At 40.0% G+C, this 19,419-nt stretch carries 15 protein-coding genes; 6 read left to right on the forward strand and 9 right to left on the reverse strand.

The annotated features are described in order from the left end of the window. Positions 1 to 2 precede the first annotated feature (2 nt). The 5 genes from SKC37_RS01765 to SKC37_RS01785 all read left to right on the forward strand — a co-directional run bounded on the left by SKC37_RS01765 (position 3) and on the right by SKC37_RS01785 (position 7,378). Entirely contained in the window at positions 3 to 2,585 is a 2,583-nt protein-coding gene (locus SKC37_RS01765) for a 3-keto-disaccharide hydrolase (protein ID WP_377979817.1), read from the forward strand. Positions 2,586 to 2,589: 4 nt separating this feature from the next. Then, entirely contained in the window at positions 2,590 to 3,051 is a 462-nt protein-coding gene (locus tag SKC37_RS01770; RefSeq protein ID WP_377979818.1) for a (2Fe-2S)-binding protein, read from the forward strand. After that, positions 3,048 to 5,132, forward strand: a complete 2,085-nt coding sequence (locus SKC37_RS01775) for a xanthine dehydrogenase family protein molybdopterin-binding subunit (protein WP_377979819.1) — start codon at positions 3,048 to 3,050, stop codon at positions 5,130 to 5,132. The genes SKC37_RS01770 and SKC37_RS01775 overlap by 4 nt, the downstream gene beginning before the upstream one ends. Continuing rightward, on the forward strand, positions 5,133 to 6,152 hold the full coding sequence (locus tag SKC37_RS01780; protein ID WP_377979820.1) for an acyltransferase: 1,020 nt from the start codon (positions 5,133 to 5,135) through the stop codon (positions 6,150 to 6,152). Between the two features lie 257 nt (positions 6,153 to 6,409). After that, positions 6,410 to 7,378 carry a helix-turn-helix domain-containing protein gene (locus tag SKC37_RS01785; RefSeq protein WP_377979821.1) on the forward strand — a complete coding sequence of 323 codons (969 nt, stop codon included), beginning with the start codon at positions 6,410 to 6,412 and terminating at the stop codon, positions 7,376 to 7,378. Between the two features lie 198 nt (positions 7,379 to 7,576). Here SKC37_RS01785 and SKC37_RS01790 read toward each other — a convergent pair whose 3' ends face one another. From SKC37_RS01790 to SKC37_RS01820, 7 genes are read right to left on the reverse strand one after another with little or no spacing between them, the layout of a single operon-like run. Continuing rightward, positions 7,577 to 8,251: an ABC transporter ATP-binding protein gene (locus tag SKC37_RS01790; RefSeq protein WP_377979822.1), complete on the reverse strand. Its 675-nt coding sequence runs from the start codon at positions 8,249 to 8,251 to the stop codon at positions 7,577 to 7,579. A 1-nt stretch (position 8,252) separates the two neighbouring features. Next, positions 8,253 to 9,506 (reverse strand): ABC transporter permease, encoded by a 1,254-nt coding sequence (locus SKC37_RS01795; protein WP_377979823.1) that lies wholly within the window; start codon positions 9,504 to 9,506, stop codon positions 8,253 to 8,255. Beyond that, positions 9,506 to 10,582 (reverse strand): efflux RND transporter periplasmic adaptor subunit, encoded by a 1,077-nt coding sequence (locus SKC37_RS01800; RefSeq protein WP_377979824.1) that lies wholly within the window; start codon positions 10,580 to 10,582, stop codon positions 9,506 to 9,508. The genes SKC37_RS01795 and SKC37_RS01800 overlap by 1 nt, the downstream gene beginning before the upstream one ends. A 54-nt stretch (positions 10,583 to 10,636) precedes the next feature. Then, on the reverse strand, positions 10,637 to 11,317 hold the full coding sequence (gene traF, locus SKC37_RS01805) for a conjugal transfer protein TraF (protein WP_377979825.1): 681 nt from the start codon (positions 11,315 to 11,317) through the stop codon (positions 10,637 to 10,639). 1 nt (position 11,318) lies between these two features. After that, on the reverse strand, positions 11,319 to 12,089 hold the full coding sequence (locus SKC37_RS01810) for a fibrobacter succinogenes major paralogous domain-containing protein (RefSeq protein WP_377979826.1): 771 nt from the start codon (positions 12,087 to 12,089) through the stop codon (positions 11,319 to 11,321). A 4-nt stretch (positions 12,090 to 12,093) separates the two neighbouring features. Continuing rightward, a complete protein-coding gene (locus SKC37_RS01815) occupies positions 12,094 to 15,573 on the reverse strand; it encodes a hypothetical protein (RefSeq protein ID WP_377979827.1) in 3,480 nt (1,159 codons plus the stop codon). A gap of 2 nt (positions 15,574 to 15,575) precedes the next feature. Continuing rightward, the gene (locus SKC37_RS01820; RefSeq protein WP_377979828.1) at positions 15,576 to 16,241 is read right to left on the reverse strand and encodes a hypothetical protein; all 666 of its coding nucleotides are present in this window, start codon (positions 16,239 to 16,241) and stop codon (positions 15,576 to 15,578) included. Positions 16,242 to 16,498: 257 nt separating this feature from the next. On the opposite strand from SKC37_RS01820, the gene SKC37_RS01825 reads away from it, so the two are divergent. Beyond that, positions 16,499 to 17,197, forward strand: a complete 699-nt coding sequence (locus SKC37_RS01825; protein ID WP_377979829.1) for a 6-phosphogluconolactonase — start codon at positions 16,499 to 16,501, stop codon at positions 17,195 to 17,197. Here SKC37_RS01825 and SKC37_RS01830 read toward each other — a convergent pair. After that, positions 17,194 to 18,324, reverse strand: coding sequence for a hypothetical protein (locus tag SKC37_RS01830; RefSeq protein ID WP_377979830.1), 1,131 nt, complete (start codon positions 18,322 to 18,324; stop codon positions 17,194 to 17,196). The genes SKC37_RS01825 and SKC37_RS01830 overlap by 4 nt on opposite strands. Positions 18,325 to 18,423: 99 nt before the next feature. Beyond that, complete coding sequence (locus tag SKC37_RS01835; protein WP_377979831.1) at positions 18,424 to 19,026, reverse strand: Crp/Fnr family transcriptional regulator; 603 nt, start codon at positions 19,024 to 19,026, stop codon at positions 18,424 to 18,426. Between the last annotated feature and the right edge of the window lie 393 nt (positions 19,027 to 19,419).

Below are 19,419 nucleotides of genomic sequence, written 5' to 3' on the forward strand. Positions count from 1 at the left end.
CGATGAGATATCTACTGCTATTTTTATTCATTAGTTCCACCGTATTTGCTCAAGATGCGAGCCGTGTGGAGCAAAATCGCTTACGTACTCTAGCCGAAAAAAGCGACTTCCAAAGCCTTAAATCAGCTGCTTATGTCTTAAAGGGAGCCTATGATCCCACGCAAGTAACAGAATCCTATATTCAATCCATTTCGAAAAATAAGGCGGAATTATTGGCCTATTTGGCGGTTGGATTGACGGAAAATGCGGAGATGAAAACATTGGCTCATTTAGATGCAGCTGTTTGGTTACAGCGTTATGCAGCCTCAAGACCACAGGTGATGGCCTTTATTTTGAAGAACTATTTGAGCGCGCCACGGGATCTTCAGGTTTTGAAAGCGGCAAGTAAATCTTGGGATACTACACACGCTCAAGCCTTCGTGAAAGCAATTGGAACATATAAAGCGACTTGGGCTGTTCCGGCGATTACTGCAGGTTATGCTAAGGAAAAAGCTTTGGCATTATTACAAGTGGGTGGAGTATCGAATTTGCCTGCCGTTTGGACAATGTTAGCCGCATCAACAGAGGCTAATTTTGAAATCGCTGATTATTGCACGTCGTTACAAGCGAATGATTTCTTTAAAAAGGCCTTAACAAACTATGAAAACTCTAGCCTAGCCCAAAAATCCGTATTGCTTGTGTATGGATCCTCTCGTCAATGGTCAGAAGTAAAACCATTGGTTTGGAGTTCCGTTCAATCTAATTCAGCGACACGAGCCAGTGGCTTTTATGCCTTGCCCTATTGGGTTGGGGTAGCTGATTTTGAAATCATTGCAGGAAAACTAGGGCAAGCTGAACTAGCGCTAGAAGTGGCAGCTTTGCAGCAAGCTATGACTACCATCACCAAACGAGATGGTACTTTAAATAGTAAAATAACGGGTTTCGCCCTGCAAGCCAGTCAAAAAGCGAATTGGATTCCATTTGTTCAAGAAATCGAAAATCTTCCTTGGTTGTATGCTGTTGCCAAGAAAACTAACAATGAAGAAGCTATTCGCGCTTACGCTCGAATCAATGCAAAGTTGTTTAAAAATGTAGATCAGCAGGTGTTGAACTACCGAAATGCCTTGGATTTAACATCGAACTTAGAGACGCGGGAGCAAATCTTTAAGGGGCTTGCAAAATGCTATTCACTTTCAGCCATGCGTACATTGTATTTGGGGTTACAGGATCCTAATGTGCGTCAAATCGCTGCGGATGGACTCGCAGCACTCTATCTAGCTAATCCAGATTTCAGGGGTCAGATGACAAAGGAATGGGTGCAGGAGGTATTTTGGCAAATTACTGATCCTGCTGTTCGTGAAAAATTGAATGAGGCCTTTAAAATCGCAGATCGAGGCTTTTATACGATGTACAACGGCCAGGATTTACGGGGTTGGAAAGGTTTGGTGGCAAATCCAGTAAAGAGGCGAACGCTATCCGCAGATACGTTAGAAATGCTGCAAGTGAAAGCAGATGAAATCATGCGTTCCGGTTGGGAAGCAAAAGGGGAGGAACTGCATTTTACAGGACACGGAGATAATTTGTGTTCGGTGAAAGACTACCAAGATTTTGAAATGTATGTGGATTGGAAAATCGAAAAAGAGGGCGATGCTGGTATCTATTTGCGGGGATCTCCGCAGGTACAGATTTGGGATACGGCACTGACAAAAGTAGGAGCCCAAGTGGGTTCAGGAGGATTATACAACAATCAAATAAATCCCCGTAATCCTCTGAAAGTAGCCGATAATCCGATTAACGAATGGAATACATTCCGAATTATCATGAAAGGTGAGCGGGTAACGGTGTACTTGAATGGAGAATTAGTGGTGGACAAGGCGATTTTGGAAAATTATTGGGATCGTAAAAATCCGATTTTCTGGAAAGATGCGATTGAATTACAAGCCCATGGAAATCACATTGTATACCGAAATATTTATGTGAAAGAATTGACGCCAGAGGCCAGTTATGTTGCTCCTGAGGCTGATTTTGTAGCCCTTTTTGATGGGTCATCCTTATTTAATTGGATCGGTAATACGACGGATTATTATCCTTTGAATGGAGAGTTAGTTATAGATCCTACTAGAGAGGGAAAAGGTAATTTATATACCAAAAAAGAATTCAGTGATTTTCACTTGAAATTTGATTTTCAACTAACGCCTGGAGCCAATAATGGTTTAGGTATTCGGGCTCCATTAGAGGGTGATGCAGCCTATGTAGGTATGGAACTACAGATTTTGGATAATACGTCGCCCATGTATGCGAAACTTCAACCTTATCAATACCACGGTTCCGTTTATGGAATCATTCCAGCGAAGCAAGGTTTCTTAAAACCAGTGGGGGAATGGAATGAGGAAGAAGTAATTGCTCAAGGCAATAAAATCAAAGTGATTTTAAATGGGGAAGTAATAGTTGATGGCGATATTACTGCAGCTACGAAAGAGGGAACCGCTGATCATAAAGAACATCCTGGTTTGTTAAACAAAACGGGCCATATCGGGTTTTTAGGTCATGGTTCTCCCTTAAAGTTCAGAAATATTAGAATTAAAGAATTGACAAAGAAAAAATAAGACGATGGCGATAAATTGCACGGTAAATAAGAAAAAAATATCCCTAGATATCGATCCTAACACCCCCTTATTGTGGGCATTAAGAGATCATTTGGCTCTTTTAGGGACAAAGTATGGTTGTGGAATTGCGCAATGTGGTGCATGTACTGTTTGGGTAAATGGGGAGCCGACGCGTTCTTGTGTTTTGCCCATTTCTGCCGTTTCCAATGCACAAATAACCACCATTGAGGGACTTGATCCTGCCGGAAAACACCCAGTCCAAGTTGCTTGGGATGAACTAGATGTGCCGCAATGTGGCTATTGTCAAGCGGGACAAATTATGACTGCTGCTGGACTTTTGAAAAAGAATCCGCATCCGACTGACCAAGAAATTGTGGATGGAATGTCCGGAAATATTTGCCGTTGTGGAACTTATCACCGTATACAAGAAGCTGTAAAATTAGCCTCTAAAAAAAGTAAGAAATGAAAACATCAAGACGCGATTTTATTCAAAAAACAGCCCTCTTTACCGGCGTATTTACGTTAGGTTTTGATTGGTTTTCGGCGGATGCATCCTCCATGGAAGTGGTGGCTTCGGCTGGTCGATTTAATGCTTTTCTTTCGATTGATAGTCTTGGAAAGATTATTCTTTATTCCCCTAATCCAGAAATTGGACAAGGTATAAAAACCGCATTTCCGGTCGTGGTGGCCGAAGAATTAGATGTAGATTGGGCGCAGGTTCAAGTAGAACAAGCAAACTTAGACACGAAACAATTCGAACGTCAATTGACCGGCGGTAGTGGCGCTTTGAAACATTCGTGGGAACGTTTACGAAAGGCGGGGGCGACTGTCAGAAAGATGATGATGCAAGCTGCTGCGGATCAATGGAAAGTGGAGGTAGCACAATGTAAAACATCCAAGGGTTTCGTGTTAGGTCCAGCGGGTCAAAAAGCCTCTTATGGTTCCCTAGCGGAAGCCGCTTCTAAATTACCAGTACCTACAGAAGTAACTTTCAAGGATCGCAAGGACTATAAAATTATCGGAACCCGGGTAAAAGGGGTAGACAATAAAAATGTAGTGACGGGTAAGCCGCTGTTTGGAATAGATATTAGAAAACCGGGTATGGTTTTCGCTCAGATTGTGCGACCACCTTTTGGTGCGACACTGAAATCCTTTTCAGCGGAGGACGTGAAAAAAATGCCAGGCATTCTTGACGTTGTTTCTTTTAAAAACAAAGTAGCCATCGTCGGAGAAAACACCTATGCCATTTTGCAGGCTCGTGCCAGCTTGAGATGCGACTATGGTTCAGAACTGCCTTTGGAAAGTACGGATACCCATCAAAAATGGTTTGACGAGGGTATGAAATCTGATAAAGCGCAAGTAATGCGCAAGGATGGCGATTTTTCAGTGGCAATAGCTTCTGCTGTGAAAGTAATCGAAGCTACTTATGAATGTCCATTTATCTCTCATAGCCCGATGGAACCGATGAATTTCTTTGCAGATGTTCAAGCGGATTCCGTTTTATTAGCTGGGCCTACCCAAGTACCACAGCCAGCTCAAAAAGCCGTATCGGATTTATTGAAAATTCCAGTGGATAAAATTCAGGTAGAATTGTCCAAAATGGGCGGAGGATTCGGCCGTCGCTTAAGCAATGATTTCGTCTTGGAAGCAGCTGAATTATCAAGCATGATTAAAAAGCCCGTTTTGGTGATGTGGACAAGAGAAGATGACATGATGGGAGGAACTTATCGTCCAGCTGTACGTTATCGCTTTAAAGCTGGATTAGATGCCAATGGTGAAATGATCGCCTTTGCCTTACGAGGCGTAGGCCTAAATGCGGGTAACTCAACTAGACAAGATAATTTCCCTGTGGGAGCTATTGAGCATGTGTTAATTGAATCGCTAGATCAAAAATCAGCCGTAACCACAGGTCCTTGGCGCGCTCCTATCACGAATTTCTTAGGATTTGCGGAACAGGCATTTTTAGACGAAGTAGCTGAGGCAGCAGGAAAGGACCCTATTCAGATGCGTTTGGACCTTTTGGAAAAAGTAAAAACAAAACCTGTCGGTAAAATAACCTATGAGCCAGCTCGCTTTGAAGAAGTAATCAAGCAAGTCGCTGAAAAGGCGCAATGGAAGAAGAAACCAGGTGTTCATCAGGGTTTTAGCGTTTATTATTCGCACTTATCTTATGTAGCTCAAATCGCGGAGGTCAAAGTAGAAAAAGGCAAGCCAACGGTGACGAAAGTAACCGCAGTAACAGACTGTGGTGAGGTAGTTAATTTGAGTGGAGCAGAAAACCAGGTAAAAGGAGCGATTATTGATGGTATGGGGCATGCGATGTATGCCAAATTGAATTTTCAAGCTGGCGTCGCTAGTCCTCAAAACTTCAATACGTATCGAATGATCAGAGGAAATGAAGTCCCGGTGATTGATGCCCATTTTGTGAATAATGGAATCGCACCTACGGGATTAGGGGAGCCAGCTTTGCCTCCTACCGGTGGTTCGATTGCTAATGCCCTTTATGCTGCCACGAAGCAACGTCACTACAAACAGCCGTTTAATTAGATGAAAATAACCTGGCTAGATAACCTTCGTGTGAACGCTACCATTGGGGTACTATTAATTCATGCGTCAGCGACGATTTTGTTTCGATTTACCAAGGTGCCAGCAGATTATTGGTGGATCGCAAACCTATATAATGGAGGTTATCGCTATGTGGTGCCCATTTTTGTGATGTTATCTGGGGCATTATTATTACCGAGGGAGGAAGCCATTGTGCCTTTTTTGAAGAAGAGTTTTATGCGCATTGTCTTGCCATTCCTCTTCTATAATTTGATATTTTCGCTGTTTAATTGGCAGGTGAGATTACGCGGGAAAGCTTTTGGGTTTTCAGATGGTTTGACCTGGTTAGGGGAGCAATATTTTAACGGAGCGTCGTACCATTTCTGGTACATTTATATGATCATAGGGATTTATTTATTTATACCTATTATCGGTCGCTGGATTAGATCTGCGCCGGAATCACATATTCAATATTTTATCGGAATATGGGGATTAACCATCCTATTCAATAATCCCCATTTCCCTTATCTGAAATTACCGGTTGCATTGACTGATTTCACGGGTTATGTGGGCTATTTAGTGCTGGGTTATTACTTGAGTACGAAAGAGTTTTCAAGCAGGATTAAAAGGATTGCTTGGGCCCTTTTTCTAACGGGTACTTTATGGACCATGTTGGGCTCGTATTACTTTACAGCACAAAGTGGTAAGTTTTATGGTTTATTGTATGCGAATTTTTCTCCAAGTGTGGTGTTAGCTACCATCGGATTGTTTCTTTTATTCAGGTACCAAAACCCGGATGTTGTTGTTTTGGCTCCTTTTCGTGATTGGGTTAGTTCTCACAGTTATGGTATCTATTTAGTGCACATTATCGTGTTGTTTTATTTAGCCAAAGCAGGTGTATACGGCGAAATGCTTCACCCTAGTATCGGGGTCCCTTTGACGGCGCTTGCTTGTCTTCTGATTTCTGGAGGAATCGTCTGGTTGTTGCGAAAAATACCCCTGATTAAATACCTAGCGGGTTGATTTATTGTGGGGGTATTTTTGTACATTCGTTAGAATACCTGTAACCACTCATACCTAACCATTTAATGCACGAAATTTATAAGTTTGGACATAGCCTCGCTGTGTTCATGAGCTTTTTCATTATCCTGCTTTTACTATTAAAATCCTCCGGGCCTTTTTTTCAAAGTCCGAAGCGATTCCTGTTTTTCTATTTCCTCATTTTCGGCTTATTCACCCTCCTGCATTATTGTTTGTTTGTGGAATGGCATGTAGAAATTGTGGCTGTTTTATTCGGTAATTTTGATGCTTTTTTCTATTTACTTTATCCATTGGCCTATTTTTATGTGCGAGGGATGTTGGAGCAAAATGTACGATTTAGGTCGAAAGATTTATTCCATTTTATTCCCTTTTTACTGCAGCTATTCGATATGTTGCCGTATTCATTGACTTCTTTTGCCCATAAAATTGTCATTGCGGAATTAATCAAATTTGATATTCACGAGGTGGTCAAGCAGCAGCTAGGTTTTTTTATCTCCTCCCGATTTCATTTTTATGTTAAGTTACTGCTGAGCACGGTCTATGTATTTTACAGTTGTGAGCTTTATTTCCGCCTTAGGCCTCGAAACGCTAAAAATTTCATTCTGCATTATTGGATTCCAGGTTTTTTATTTTTGCAAATTTTATTGATCCTTTTCTTGACTTATTTCTTTTTAATTGCCCCTAACGGAAATCACTATAAATTAAATTACCAGGGGGATTCGTCTTGGAATTATGCTGGTCTTGGTGCTTATTTAGTACTCTCTTTGAGTGTCTTTTATTTTCCGGAGTTTTTATATGCACCTTATATTAATGCAGAGCGAGAGGCAAAGTTGAAAATCCCTAATTATGAATTGTCAGCTGAAAAATTGATTGAAATTGAGACGAAATTAGATTTGTACCTAGAAGAATTTAAACCGTTTTTGAAAACCACTTTTTCATTAGCTCAGCTATCAGCTACCTTAGATATTCCTGTTCATCATTTCAATTACTATTTTCGGAAAACACAACAGTCTAATTTTTTGGAACAAAGAATGCGCTGGAGAATTCGGCATGCTAAGGAATTAATTGACGCCGGTAAAGACAAAGTGCTTACGTTAGAGGCGATAGGTTTAGAGTCCGGTTTTCAATCGAGGACCACTTTTTTTGTGAACTTCAAAGAATTAGTTGGGGAATCTCCCTCTGCATACGCCGAAAGAAAAAGCCGTTAATTCAACTGATTTTGTGGTTTTTAAGACTTCTTTGTTCGGATTTTCGAAAATGGAACATACAAGTCGGTTTAAATTTCAATAAGCCCCTGTAAAGTCTTACTATTGTTTAAGCGAATCTGATACCGCCTAACCACTAAAAATAATAATAGAACAGATGAATGCAGGGAGCGAGGGTTATTGACCCTTTGCTCCTTTTTTTTATTTGATATGACCGTCTTCCATCTCGATGATACGAGTCGTTCTAGCCGCAAATTCATTATCGTGAGTGACAATCAATAGCGTTTGTTTGTATTCTTCCGCTAGTTCTTGAAAGATGTTGAAAACGATTTCTGAATTCTTTTTATCTAAGTTACCTGTCGGCTCATCTCCCATAATTAATAAGGGGTCATTGATGAGGGCCCTTGCAATAGCTACTCGTTGTTTTTGCCCCCCAGATAATTGATTAGGATCTTTTAAAGCTTCTTTTTCAATACCTAAAATTTTAAGTTTTTCGTAAGCTCTATGTTCAATTTCTTTTTCTGAAAATTGGCCTAATTTGAGGCCTGGCAGCATGACATTTTTTAGAACAGAAAACTCATTTAGTAGATAATGGAATTGAAATACGAATCCAATTTTTTCATTACGAACGATGGCAAGTTCTCCCTCTTTCTTGTTCCGCATCGATATTCCATCTACCAGTAGATCACCCTCATAATCCGTATCCATGGTGGATAAAATATATAATAAAGTAGATTTCCCGCAACCTGATCGCCCGATGACAGATACGAATTCACTTTGCTTCAATTGGAAGCTTACCTTGTCTAAGATCTTTACCGTCACAGGATCGTGAAAGTATTTTGTAATTTCTCTTGCCTCTAATACGACCTTATCCATTCTATTTTCCTCTAATAATGATAACGGGATCTATTCCACTCGCTTTACGAGAGGGGAAGAATCCGGCAAAATACGTAGTGACGATCGCAAATGTTCCACCAATGAGGTAGAATTTAGGATTGTAATTAATCGGGTAGGTTTTAATCGTCGGAAGAGATTCTGTATTGAAAGGTATTTGGTCAATTAAAGAAGATAAACTGAAACCCATCAAAAGACCCATTATTCCTCCAAAAATACCAATGCTCAAAGCAATCGATATAAAGATTTTATTCACATCATTTCCAGAGAACCCTACTGCTTTTAATATAGCAATGGAATCCATTTTCTCATAAATCATCATATTTAGAATATTGTAAATCCCGAATCCCGCTACTAATAAAAGCGTAATTCCTACGGCATAGGAAATCAGCGTTCTAACAGAGCTACCTGTTTCGAATTGAGAATTGGCTGTCTGTATATCCACGGCATTTAATTCATAGATTCGGCGGTATTCTTTCGCCACTTCTGGGGCCCACAGGATGTCTTTTAATTTAACCTGGATATCCGTGATATAATTGCTGGGCTGACCCAAAATTTTCTGAGTGGTAGATAAGGAGCAATAACTCTGAACATTATCTAAATCTTGTATACCTGATTGAAATATACCAACTACTCGCAATGCCACTTGATCACCTTTACTGGTCGTAATCTGAATCACATCACCTATGTTTGCCATCATTTTAGTAGCAACACCTTTGCCTAAAATAATACTATTGGGGATGTTTTTAAGGTCAATGTAATTTCCGGATGTCACATAATCACTAAACTTAAAAAGCCGATTTTCTTCCACCGGATCAATGCCAAAAATCGCTCCCGTTAAATCCACCGCACCCACGTTATAAAACACTTGTGCGCTAATTTTAGGAGCAACCCCTAAAACCCGTTCATCTTTTTGTAGTGAGGAGATAATAATTCTACTATTATTTATCCCTAACAACTCATTTTTAGGTTTGATGGAGGAAACGAAGTTGTGCCCATTTTGATTGATGTAATCCGCGGGTTGCTTCTCTGAGATTTGGATCTCTTTGTAAATACGAACATGGGCAGTTCTATTCGTAATTAAGCCATCTAACATGTCATTCAGTCCTGACATAAAGCTCAGCACAGTTACGAACATCGTAATACTGATGGTAACCCCGATTGCGGCAACAAGAGTTTGTTTCCATCGGGCAATCAACAAAGAAAAAGCGACCTGGTAGACGAGTTTGAATTTCATTATTTCGGCTTCACCATTTCATCTGTAGCTTTTAGGCCAGATAAAATTTCTGCTTTTTGAAAATCTTTTAATCCCACTTTTACGATTCTTTCTTCTCCAGAAGCTAGGGTTACAATCGAATCTTGCTTCAAAAAGTTTCTAGGAATCAGCAGTACATTCTCTTTTCTGTTTAATAAAATATTAGCTTCAAAGGTGATGTTTGGAAAGAGCTTTGGTGGAGCTTTTGTGAATTTTGCTTCCACTAAAAATGTCTTGCTTCGCTCATTCATGATCTCTGAGATTTTGGAGACTTTCGCTTCAAAAGCTTGGTTTTTGTAACTGTCCAAGGTAACGATTACCTTTTGCCCATTTTGAACGCGTAATATATCGTTTTCATCCACTTGTAATTCCAAAATAAAATCTTGGTAATTACCGATTACCGCAATGGGTGTTTGTGGGCTAACTATTTCTCCAATTGACTTTGAAATGCTATATACGATTCCGTTAGTTTTAGACCGCAAGATGAAATCTTGTGCTTGGTGGGCAGAAATCTGAAGATTTTTCTTCGATTGGGATGAGCTAAACTCTAAGCTTCTTTTTAAATCTCTGAATCGTTGGATCGCGGATAGGTAATTAGATTTAGCCGTTTGAAAGGCTAATTCTTTCATTTCGAAATCCACTTTCGTTCCGATTTGCTGTTCCCAAAGGCTCCTCTGGCGGTAATACAGAGCGGAATCTAATCGGAACTTACTTTTTGCGGTTTCAATCACTAATTTGGCCTCATCTAATTTTCCGGAATTAGCAGAGAAATCATTGAAATTAGCCGCTAGGGAAGCATTTTCTGCGGCAAATCGTTGCGTTTCATTGGTGATAGCGACTAATGGACTTCCTACATGGACCGAGTCGCCCTCATTTACAAGTAACTGACTTATGATCCCGTTAACGGTCACATAGGCTTGGTATTGGTCAGCTGTTTTCAAAACACCTGAGGCATATATAGATTCGGTAATAGGACCTACCGTTGGTAGGTTAGTTTCTTGCTTCTCTCCACAAGAAAATACCAAGATCCCTATCGAAAGGAGGACTATGTATTTCATAATCGTAAATTACCTAAAAAAGGAACACAGAAGAATGATGCAAATCATTTTATTCTAAAATAGCGGTTCGAATTCTTTTAATTCAGTCAAGTTTTCTGGAATTGCACTGATTCGTTTGCTTTTTGCTTGGATAAGATATAGGCTAGGGGTGGAGAATACGCCATATGCTTTTCGCACTTTGTCATCCGCTTTACTATTTATCCAATGAGAGGGAAAGATCCAATGATTCATCTCTTCATCTACTTGTAAGGCGATGACGCTTAAAGACCATTTTTCTGAATAAGGGATTAAATCCACTAAAAGTTCGGTACAATGAAAACAGGATGGACTATAAAATAGAATTAAAACGGTTTTTTTATCGAAATGATGTGTGTATAGATGGAATGCATCCAAATAAATGTCAGGGGCTTTTTCCCCTACTTGCAGCGTGCGGATGCGCTCGATTTGTGCATTGATTTTTGTCCGAAAGGTTGCCTGACAATCAGGGTCTAGGCTAAACTCTTCCAGTTTTTCAATCCATTGGTTTTTTCCTGTAGCAATAATTTTCAGGTAATAAAAATCAACTGCTGCAGCATAGCGATTAGGGTAGTTTTTTTTGATTTCTCTGATATCAATCAATACTTTTTCAATGGAGATTCTTTTGGATTGAGGTTGGTTAAAAACGGGAAAAATGTCAGTTGATTTTTGACCCAATAGTGGCATGGATAATAGGAGAAACACGAAAGCTTTCTTCATCTTAATCACGAATACATCGAACAGAAAGCCCAGCATCCTTATCATTGTTGGAGATTTGATTGTACGTTTGGGTTGTATAAATGACTAAGCCTTTCGCATTATTAACATCACTATAGGTGGAACTCCAATAAAAAAACTGAGAACCTCGGTTCGTTAAAGTACTATTAACTCCGGTGCTTAAATAGCCTGCTGCGTGCATTTTTAAGACTCCGGCGTATGCCTGTGGTCTCAAGTTTGTATTGTTCACATTTGTCCATTCCGTCACAGTAGGAATTCTCCAGCCGGTACCTAATTCTAGTGTGCAGGGATCCGTTGTTGCTCCCCAGTTGGATGTTTCAGTATTGGTGTTTGTGGTGGGGAATGTAGGCGAAGTTGTTGTGCCATTATTACGATACCCCTTTTTCTTGTTGAATTGAAAATACCATCCTGCAGCTGCCTCGGTGGCATCTGTTTCAGAAATGGCTTGATTGGTAGAACCTAGGTTTTGTGTTATCCAGCATTTTTGAGAACCACTGAGTGAGGAACTGACTGTACCATAGGTAACCGTTTTATTTACAGGAGCTACTCCATTAGCTGTGGTGTGAACAATGGTTAAATTATTCCCACAAACAAACATAAGCGTCTTTTTGCCAAATCGTTCCAAGCCTTTCCCGCTCCCAATTCTTCCACTAAAATCTACGAAAAGGTTGGGATTCGTATCCCGAAAACCTTTCTTAGTTAATTGTCCAAAAACCCCAAACGGTAGCAGCATTAATAGGATTAATCTTTTCATGGATTTAATAATAATAATCAATTTGAATTCGGTCCCCAGCGATTAGCGAATAGGTCTCATTATTCGCTGGAATATAGGTCAAGGTCGTTCCTGTTAAGCTGATAGCCGCTTTTGAGATTCTGACACCGTTGATATACAGTTTTAGGGTCGAATTAGAAGATTTTGTTTGTGTTATTGTAAAGCTTGTTTGGCCTACTGTGGCCGTAAATTCATCTGAAACTTCTCGCACTAAACTGAAATCTGTCCCTTGGACTGCCGCAGTCATGGCTGATGTTCCATTTCCTTTGACAATTCCTGTAACTGTTGAGGCACCTGTTCCTCCATTTCCCACCGGTAAAGTTCCAGTTACCCCTGAGCTCAACGGTAATCCCGTCATGTTCGTAGCGACACCAGAGGCCGGTGTCCCTAGAACGGGTGCTGTTAAGGTGGGAGTAGTTAAGGTCTTGTTGGTTAGCGTTTCAATCCCGGTTAGGCTAGCTTTTAAATTTAACGCGGTTTGCGACGCAGTGCTGATCGGCTTAAGCAAGTCAGTTGTATTGTCTACATTGCCTAATCCGATCATTGATTTCGTAATTCCAGCTACATTCCCTGTAAAGGTGGGGGAAGCTAGGGGGGCTTTTAAATTAAGATCTGTTATATCTGCTTTTAGGGCAACATCCGTGGCATTAGCTTTTAAGTTCAGAGCAGTAATGGAGGCTTTTAAATCTAACGCCGTTTGAGTTGCTGAGCTTATCGGTTTAAGAGCATCCGTTGTATTATCCACATTAGTCAAACCCACCATTGTTTTCGTGATTCCAGAAACAATTCCGGTAAACGTGGGGGCATCGATCGGTGCTTTTAAGGCTACTGAAACGCTACTTGCTTTCGTGTCCAAGGCAGATTGCGTGGCAGTGCTAATGGGTTTAAGCAAATCGCTCGTATTATTCACATTGCCTAAGCCTACTTTAGTCGCGCTGATGCCAGTAGCAATTTTAGCATCTGTGATGGCGCCGAAGGCGATGGTAGGACTAACTGCAGTGCCCGTTAAATCCCCAGCAAGCCTAATTTTGCCATTCACTGAAGAGGTGGCATCTAATGTAATAGAAGCGTCTACATAAGATTTATTTGCCCCATCCGTACTGAGTACAGGTAAATCTATCAAGGTGATTGTTTTTCCGGTGGGGAAAACTAAATTTCCTTGTAGGGTGCTCCCGGCTAACTGAACATAACGGGCATCTGTAGTCCCAATATTATTCGTTATTTCGTTCCAGTTAGGACTAACAAAAATAAATGTCCGGCCGTTATTCGATCCCGTTGGATCTCCAGAGACTATAAAAATATCACCTCCTACCGGAGTATTACTTGTTGTAAATACTCCATTATTATAAACTCCCGTATAATTTCGACCCAGTGAAATCGCGATTTCTCCAGCCGCATTAGGTTCTACACCATTTACTTTTTTAACGGTTCCCTTTAAATCTAAAGCCGTTTGAGTGGCAGTACTGATGGGTTTGTTGGCGTCTGAGGTATTATTTACATTGCCTAGTCCCACCATGGAGGCTGTAATACCGCTAACGACTCCTGTGAAAGTAGGGGAGGCTGTGCCTGCTTTTGTGGCTAATCCCGCAATTAAATCAGTGGAATTGGCTTTCAAATCCAAGGCGGTTTGAGTAGCAGTGCTAATGGGTTTCAACAAATCAGTCGTATTATCTACATTTGATAGGCCTACCATTGTAGCTGTAATGCCAGAAACATTCCCAGTAAAAGTAGGAGAGGCGATAGGTGCTTTTAGATTCAAACTCGTAATATCCGCTTTTAAAGCAACATCCGTAGAGTTGGCTTTTAATGCCAAATCCGCAATGTTTGCCTTTAAGTCTAAGGCGGTTTGAGTGGCAGTGCTAATAGGTTTATCTACATCTGTGGTATTATTTACATTAGCTAGCCCCACCATAGTGGCGGTAATACCTGCAACGGACCCAGTGAAAGTGGGGGAGGCAATAGGCGCTTTTAAGTTCAAATCCGTCATATCCGCTTTAAGCGCTAGATCTGTCGCACTTGCTTTCAAATTGACGGAGGCTACACTAGCTTTTAAATCTAGCGCGGTTTGCATAGCTGCGCTAACAGGCTTTGCTAGATCGGATGTGTTATCTACATTCCCTAGGCCTACCTTAGAAGCACTGATTCCAGAAGCTATTTTTGCATTTGTAATCACTCCCACGGCAATTTCTGGACTAGCCGCTGTCCCCGTTAGATCACCTGAGAGTCTGATTTTTCCGTTGATGATGGAAGTAGCATCCACTGTTTTAGAAGCATCGACATAGTCTTTGTTGGCGGCATCTGTCGAAGTGTTAGGCAAATCAGTCAAGGTTATTTTTTTTCCAGAGGGGAAAAGCAAGTCACCTTGCAGTGTACTTCCGGCTAATTGCACATACCTAGCATCTGTGGTTCCGATGTTATTCGTAATTTCATTCCAATTAGGTGTGAGGTAAATGAATGTTCTTCCATTATTGGAACCAGTAGTGTCTGTGGAAACAATAAATACATCCCCATCTATTGGTGGAACGCTAGTAATGAATACGCCTCCGTTGTACTGTCCAGTATAATTTTTGCCCAATGTAATCTGCACATTGCCATTTACATCCGGAGAAACGCCGTTTACTTTTTTGACATTTCCTTTTACATCGAGGGCGTATTGTGTGGCAGTGCTGATGGGTTTGGCCAAATCTGAGGTGTTGTTTACCTGACCTAGACCCACTTTGGCGGGGTTTATCCCATAGGCAATCTTTTGGTCTACAACACTTGAATCACGTAGTTTGGAGCTGTGAACTGCTCCATTTAAAATTTTGTCTGGTGTGATGGCATTTTCTTTGATGAGTGGGGCTGTGGCTAGGCCGCCTAAATCGCCAGATAATTTGATTTTTCCAGGCAAAATGTCGGATGCCAAAGGAACATCATTGAGAATGATTTGATCGATTTGATTTTTAATTTCAAGTCGTAGTGCCGTTAAATCTGTTTGATTTAATAATCCAGCGTCGTTCTGAAAAGAGGATAATTTAGTGGGTGTTCCTTTTATATTTAAGTAATCTACTGATTTAGCATAGAGTGCATAAGGACTATATTGAAGAGTGGAGCGACTAATCTCTGTATAAATGGCTGAAGTGGGGAATTTGACTTCCACTTGAAGTGTTTTAAGCGTGTCGTTCCAGCTGATTTCATCAAATGAGTTACGACCTATTTTTTGCCCTTTTCCGATAATGACATTTATTAATCCATATTCGTCAGTTTGTGTCATTTGAGACTCTTGATAATCCAGTATTCCGCCGTTGTATAGGCTGAATTTTAATTCAATGCTTTTGTTTGCCAAAGGTTGACCTTGGTAATTATTTCCGGGCATCGCTATCGGAGTGGGATCTAGAATGACCGCTTGGTAATTAATACCCGTTTTTTGGCCAAAAGAAACTAAGGAAATACCTATAAATAGGATCGTGTAGATGAATTTATACATAGCTATTTAAGGGGAGAATACTGAATGCCAAATCCGAACGTGCTTGGGTTTATCGCCAATTGACTTCCCTCTTTTTGAATGGTATTCAATTGCCAAGACTCTGAAAAGAAAACGAAAAGGGCCGTTTGGGAATTTATTCGTTTCGAAAGTTTTACATCCCCACCTAATTGAAATTGAATGCGATTAAACTGGTCATTTCCTGAAAGATTATAGACTTGATTGCCCATTTTTTGCGAACCAAGTACGAGCTTATTTGAATGAAGCAAACTGGCATAGGAAACATGCCATCCTCTACCTAGAGCAGACTTCATACCTATGCCCAGTTTTAGTCCCACATAGGTTGTGTTGTAGGAAAAAGGAATATTTTGTGCTTCACCAAAGGAATTAAATTGGTTAATCGCCAGACCTACTTGGTAATCGAGTTTGCGCAAAAAACGACTAGTAGTTTTCGAAGTATCGATTAGCCGATCATTGCGGAGAAGTGATAAATGTAAACCAGCCTCAGGATGATAGGTGTTTTGTGCTTGGGTAAGTGGACTTTGGTAGCGAAAATGAGACGAATTTAAACCTATCTGATAATTCCAATCTTGAGCCGAGAGCTGTTGGATGGGAATTAAACAGATAAGTAAAAAAGTATAAGGTAGGGTTAGGTATTTTCTATTATTCATTGTTTTAGTGGTTAGGCATTCTTTCAAAGGCCTAGGCAAGCTACATAAAAGCAATTAAAAGCATTTTGAAATATATTTTCTACTTTGGCGTAAAACCCTTAAATGGTTGTTTAAAGGTGATTGAGGCAGATCTGTTATTGTGTTGAATTGATAAATTATCAGTAAACTGATAATCTCATTTTACTATTAGGATTACATGTTTAATCTTTGCAAAAGACTAGCGTTGATTTGGTATATTGCCCTTTAAAATAAATGAAATGAAAGTTACTTATTTAGATAGTTACAGTGCTTTGAGCGAAAAAGCAGCTCAATTAATTGCTTCTGATGTACAGCAAAATCCTGCCTTACTGTTTTGTGCAGCGACCGGCGGTAGTCCTACTGGGATGTATGCTGAAATGTCCAAGCAAAAAGAACTTTATTCAGAAATGCGCGTAATTAAGATGGATGAATGGGGAATTATTCCCTTAAGTCATCCCGATTCTTGTGAGACCTATTTGGAGAATCATCTATTGGGACCTTTGGAAATAACAGCTGATAGATATACGACTTTTGATACTGCTCCTGATTTAGTGGAAACGGAATGTACACGTATTAGCCAATTCATTCATGCAAATGGTCCCCTGGATATTTGCATTTTAGGTCTCGGAAAAAATGGTCATATCGCCTTTAATGAACCTGCTGAGACGTTGAATCCCGATTTCCATAAAGCCAAATTAGCTGAATCAACTATAGCTCATGATCCAGCTTTATCAGCGGGTTCAGAGCCTGCCTATGGATTGTGTGTGGGGATGGAGGGAATTATGCAATCAAAGAAAATTATCTTTTTAGTTACCGGTAAAGGGAAGCAAGAGGCAGTTAAGCGGATTATGGAACGTAGAATAGGTACGGATTGTCCTGCCTCTTTTTTATGGATGCACCCTAATGTGGAATGTTTAATTGATACGTCTGCTGTTTAATCTTTAAACGGATGGCGTTGAATCCAGTTGGCTTCAGGTTCTAATAGCGGGAATATCCAAGAAAGATTTCGATGGACAAGCGAGTAAGTATGGCGCATAAATCCGTTCAATTGAACGGGGATTGCGCCGATAGAACTCTTTATTTCTAGTGCCGTTCTCCCCAGGATAATACGTTCAAAACCTTGTATGATCCCACAACCAATGATGTCATATAGCATATTTAGGTAGAGCATTTTCTCTCGCTGAATCGTATCATCGTAGCCTAAGAAATAGGTTTCTAGTTCATTTCCATGTCGAATAACAGTGGTAAATCCGACTAGTTGATTTTCCAAATAATACCCACGTAAAATAAAGTCCTCACCCATTTGTTTTTTGAAAGTTGAAAAGTGGTTTGGAGGTAGAATAAACGTATTAAATGGGGCATTTTTTGCTACATGAAAGTAGAGCGAATAAAGCGTTTCCTCATTGGCTATAATTTCATCTAAACTTAATTCTTGATTTCGAAGTTCATAGCCTTTTTTTCTACAACGTTTGAATTGATCTCTGTATTTTTTAGTTAAATCTGCGACGTAATCGGCCTCTTTTTTCCAACTTGGGCGGATTTCAAAAATCATGTTAGGCTGAGAGCTAAAGGGATAGTCAGCTGCGAAGGCAGGAGTTTGAAAAGGCTTTAGTTGATTTTCGGTAAAGTCTTTGAAAATAGTCAGGTGGTTTTTATTAGGCCATGAATTACCAATTCCTTTGATCGTTTCTAACACCTTTTTTTCATTAGTTTCAGGTAAACACGCGTAGGCATTTTGGCCACTCAACATGTTGTTTCCGATAATAAGTAATTTGGATGCGAATTGTTTAAAAAGAAAATTTCTTGCCTGAGTTATTAGAAAATTGTCTCTCTCCCCAAAGCTAGACAATAACGCTAAATCAATCTCTTGTATTAATGCTGTGGCGACATGTTTTTCTCCTTGGAATATTCCCACAAAACTGCACTTCAGGTTAGTAGGAGATGATTTCTCCAAAATACCTAGGTAGCGTCGCTGCAAGAAAATACACGATTCTGAGACTTTATCCCAAGTTTCGGGTAAATCACTGATACGTGTATAGAGTGAATGGGTGTAGAGTTGGTTCAATTAATGAAATTCAATTGTAGCATAAACACTGGCTGTGTGATAAATGTTCCGATGTAATGAATAAAGCATAAAGTAGTAATCCCTAGAATGTGTTTTCTTTTAATCAGGGATTTTTTGTTCAGTTTCAGCTGATTTGGAATTCATCAATTTTGACAGATAAGTTGCTTCTATATTTAGAAATGAACATAAATACTTTTGCTTAACCCTAGTAAGTAAATATGGATATTTGTTTTCAATGTACTTCAAACGATCTTGGGCTGATAATGTTCGTAGAAATTCACATTGATTTTGATATTCACATAAATTAGTCAAAAGTTCATCTATTGAAAATTTTGCAAAATTCGAGCTTATTTCAACTAGATATAAATAGGATTTTTTGTTAATATAATAGATTACTGAATCTTCAATTACCTCAAAATACTCTTTGGATGGTAGGCCAAAATGAAAGCTATTTACTGTTGTTACGAAATCACCTTCTTTTGTAAACCAAGTAGTAATTTCCTTATCTCCTTCAATTCTATAAATTCTAACAAGCCCCTTCTCGATGTAATACAATTTATCGCAAATTTCTCCCTCTTCAATGATGAATTCCCCTTTCTTAACTTTTCTTGAATAGACTAATTTTAAAAACCAGTCAAAAAATACCGAATTACTTCCTTTGAAAAAGTAAGGACTTTGAGAGAGCCGTTCAGATAATTTCATGGTTTTGTTTCAAAAAGGTAGAATAGCCATAAAATTAAAATTTTATATTGAATATGCAATTTCAGGGCTATTTTGACTTGTTAGCCATTTAATGAACAAAGCACAGAATTAGAATCCCCTGCGGGGATGACCTCTTGAAATGTTTGACGCTGCGCGTCTTCAATGAACAAAGAGCAAAGCACCAAGCACAAAGTTGGAATCCCCTGCGGGGATGACCTCTTGAAATGTTTGTCCTCCGGACTAAGCCGAAGGCGACTAAACGACGCAGTCGTGACTGAATCGCGAAGCGATGACTGCCTATTGCCTCCGGACTCATTTCCTCCGGACTGACGCTTCGCGTCATGTGGCCCCGCTGGGAATCGAGTCGAGCGCGACCCCGGCCGTCTCTAGCGG

Origin of the sequence: Aquirufa esocilacus, from assembly GCF_042715595.1 — a bacterium.
Classification (GTDB): domain Bacteria; phylum Bacteroidota; class Bacteroidia; order Cytophagales; family Spirosomataceae; genus Aquirufa; species Aquirufa esocilacus.

Coding starts and splice junctions, on each gene's coding strand:
- SKC37_RS01765 (WP_377979817.1), top strand. CDS start 3: ATGAGATATCTACTGCTATTTTTATTCATTAGTTCCACCGTATTTGCT.
- SKC37_RS01770 (WP_377979818.1), top strand. CDS start 2,590: ATGGCGATAAATTGCACGGTAAATAAGAAAAAAATATCCCTAGATATC.
- SKC37_RS01775 (WP_377979819.1), top strand. CDS start 3,048: ATGAAAACATCAAGACGCGATTTTATTCAAAAAACAGCCCTCTTTACC.
- SKC37_RS01780 (WP_377979820.1), top strand. CDS start 5,133: ATGAAAATAACCTGGCTAGATAACCTTCGTGTGAACGCTACCATTGGG.
- SKC37_RS01790 (WP_377979822.1), bottom strand. CDS start 8,251: ATGGATAAGGTCGTATTAGAGGCAAGAGAAATTACAAAATACTTTCAC.
- SKC37_RS01795 (WP_377979823.1), bottom strand. CDS start 9,506: ATGAAATTCAAACTCGTCTACCAGGTCGCTTTTTCTTTGTTGATTGCC.
- SKC37_RS01800 (WP_377979824.1), bottom strand. CDS start 10,582: ATGAAATACATAGTCCTCCTTTCGATAGGGATCTTGGTATTTTCTTGT.
- traF (WP_377979825.1), bottom strand. CDS start 11,317: ATGAAGAAAGCTTTCGTGTTTCTCCTATTATCCATGCCACTATTGGGT.
- SKC37_RS01810 (WP_377979826.1), bottom strand. CDS start 12,089: ATGAAAAGATTAATCCTATTAATGCTGCTACCGTTTGGGGTTTTTGGA.
- SKC37_RS01815 (WP_377979827.1), bottom strand. CDS start 15,573: ATGTATAAATTCATCTACACGATCCTATTTATAGGTATTTCCTTAGTT.
- SKC37_RS01820 (WP_377979828.1), bottom strand. CDS start 16,241: ATGAATAATAGAAAATACCTAACCCTACCTTATACTTTTTTACTTATC.
- SKC37_RS01825 (WP_377979829.1), top strand. CDS start 16,499: ATGAAAGTTACTTATTTAGATAGTTACAGTGCTTTGAGCGAAAAAGCA.
- SKC37_RS01835 (WP_377979831.1), bottom strand. CDS start 19,026: ATGAAATTATCTGAACGGCTCTCTCAAAGTCCTTACTTTTTCAAAGGA.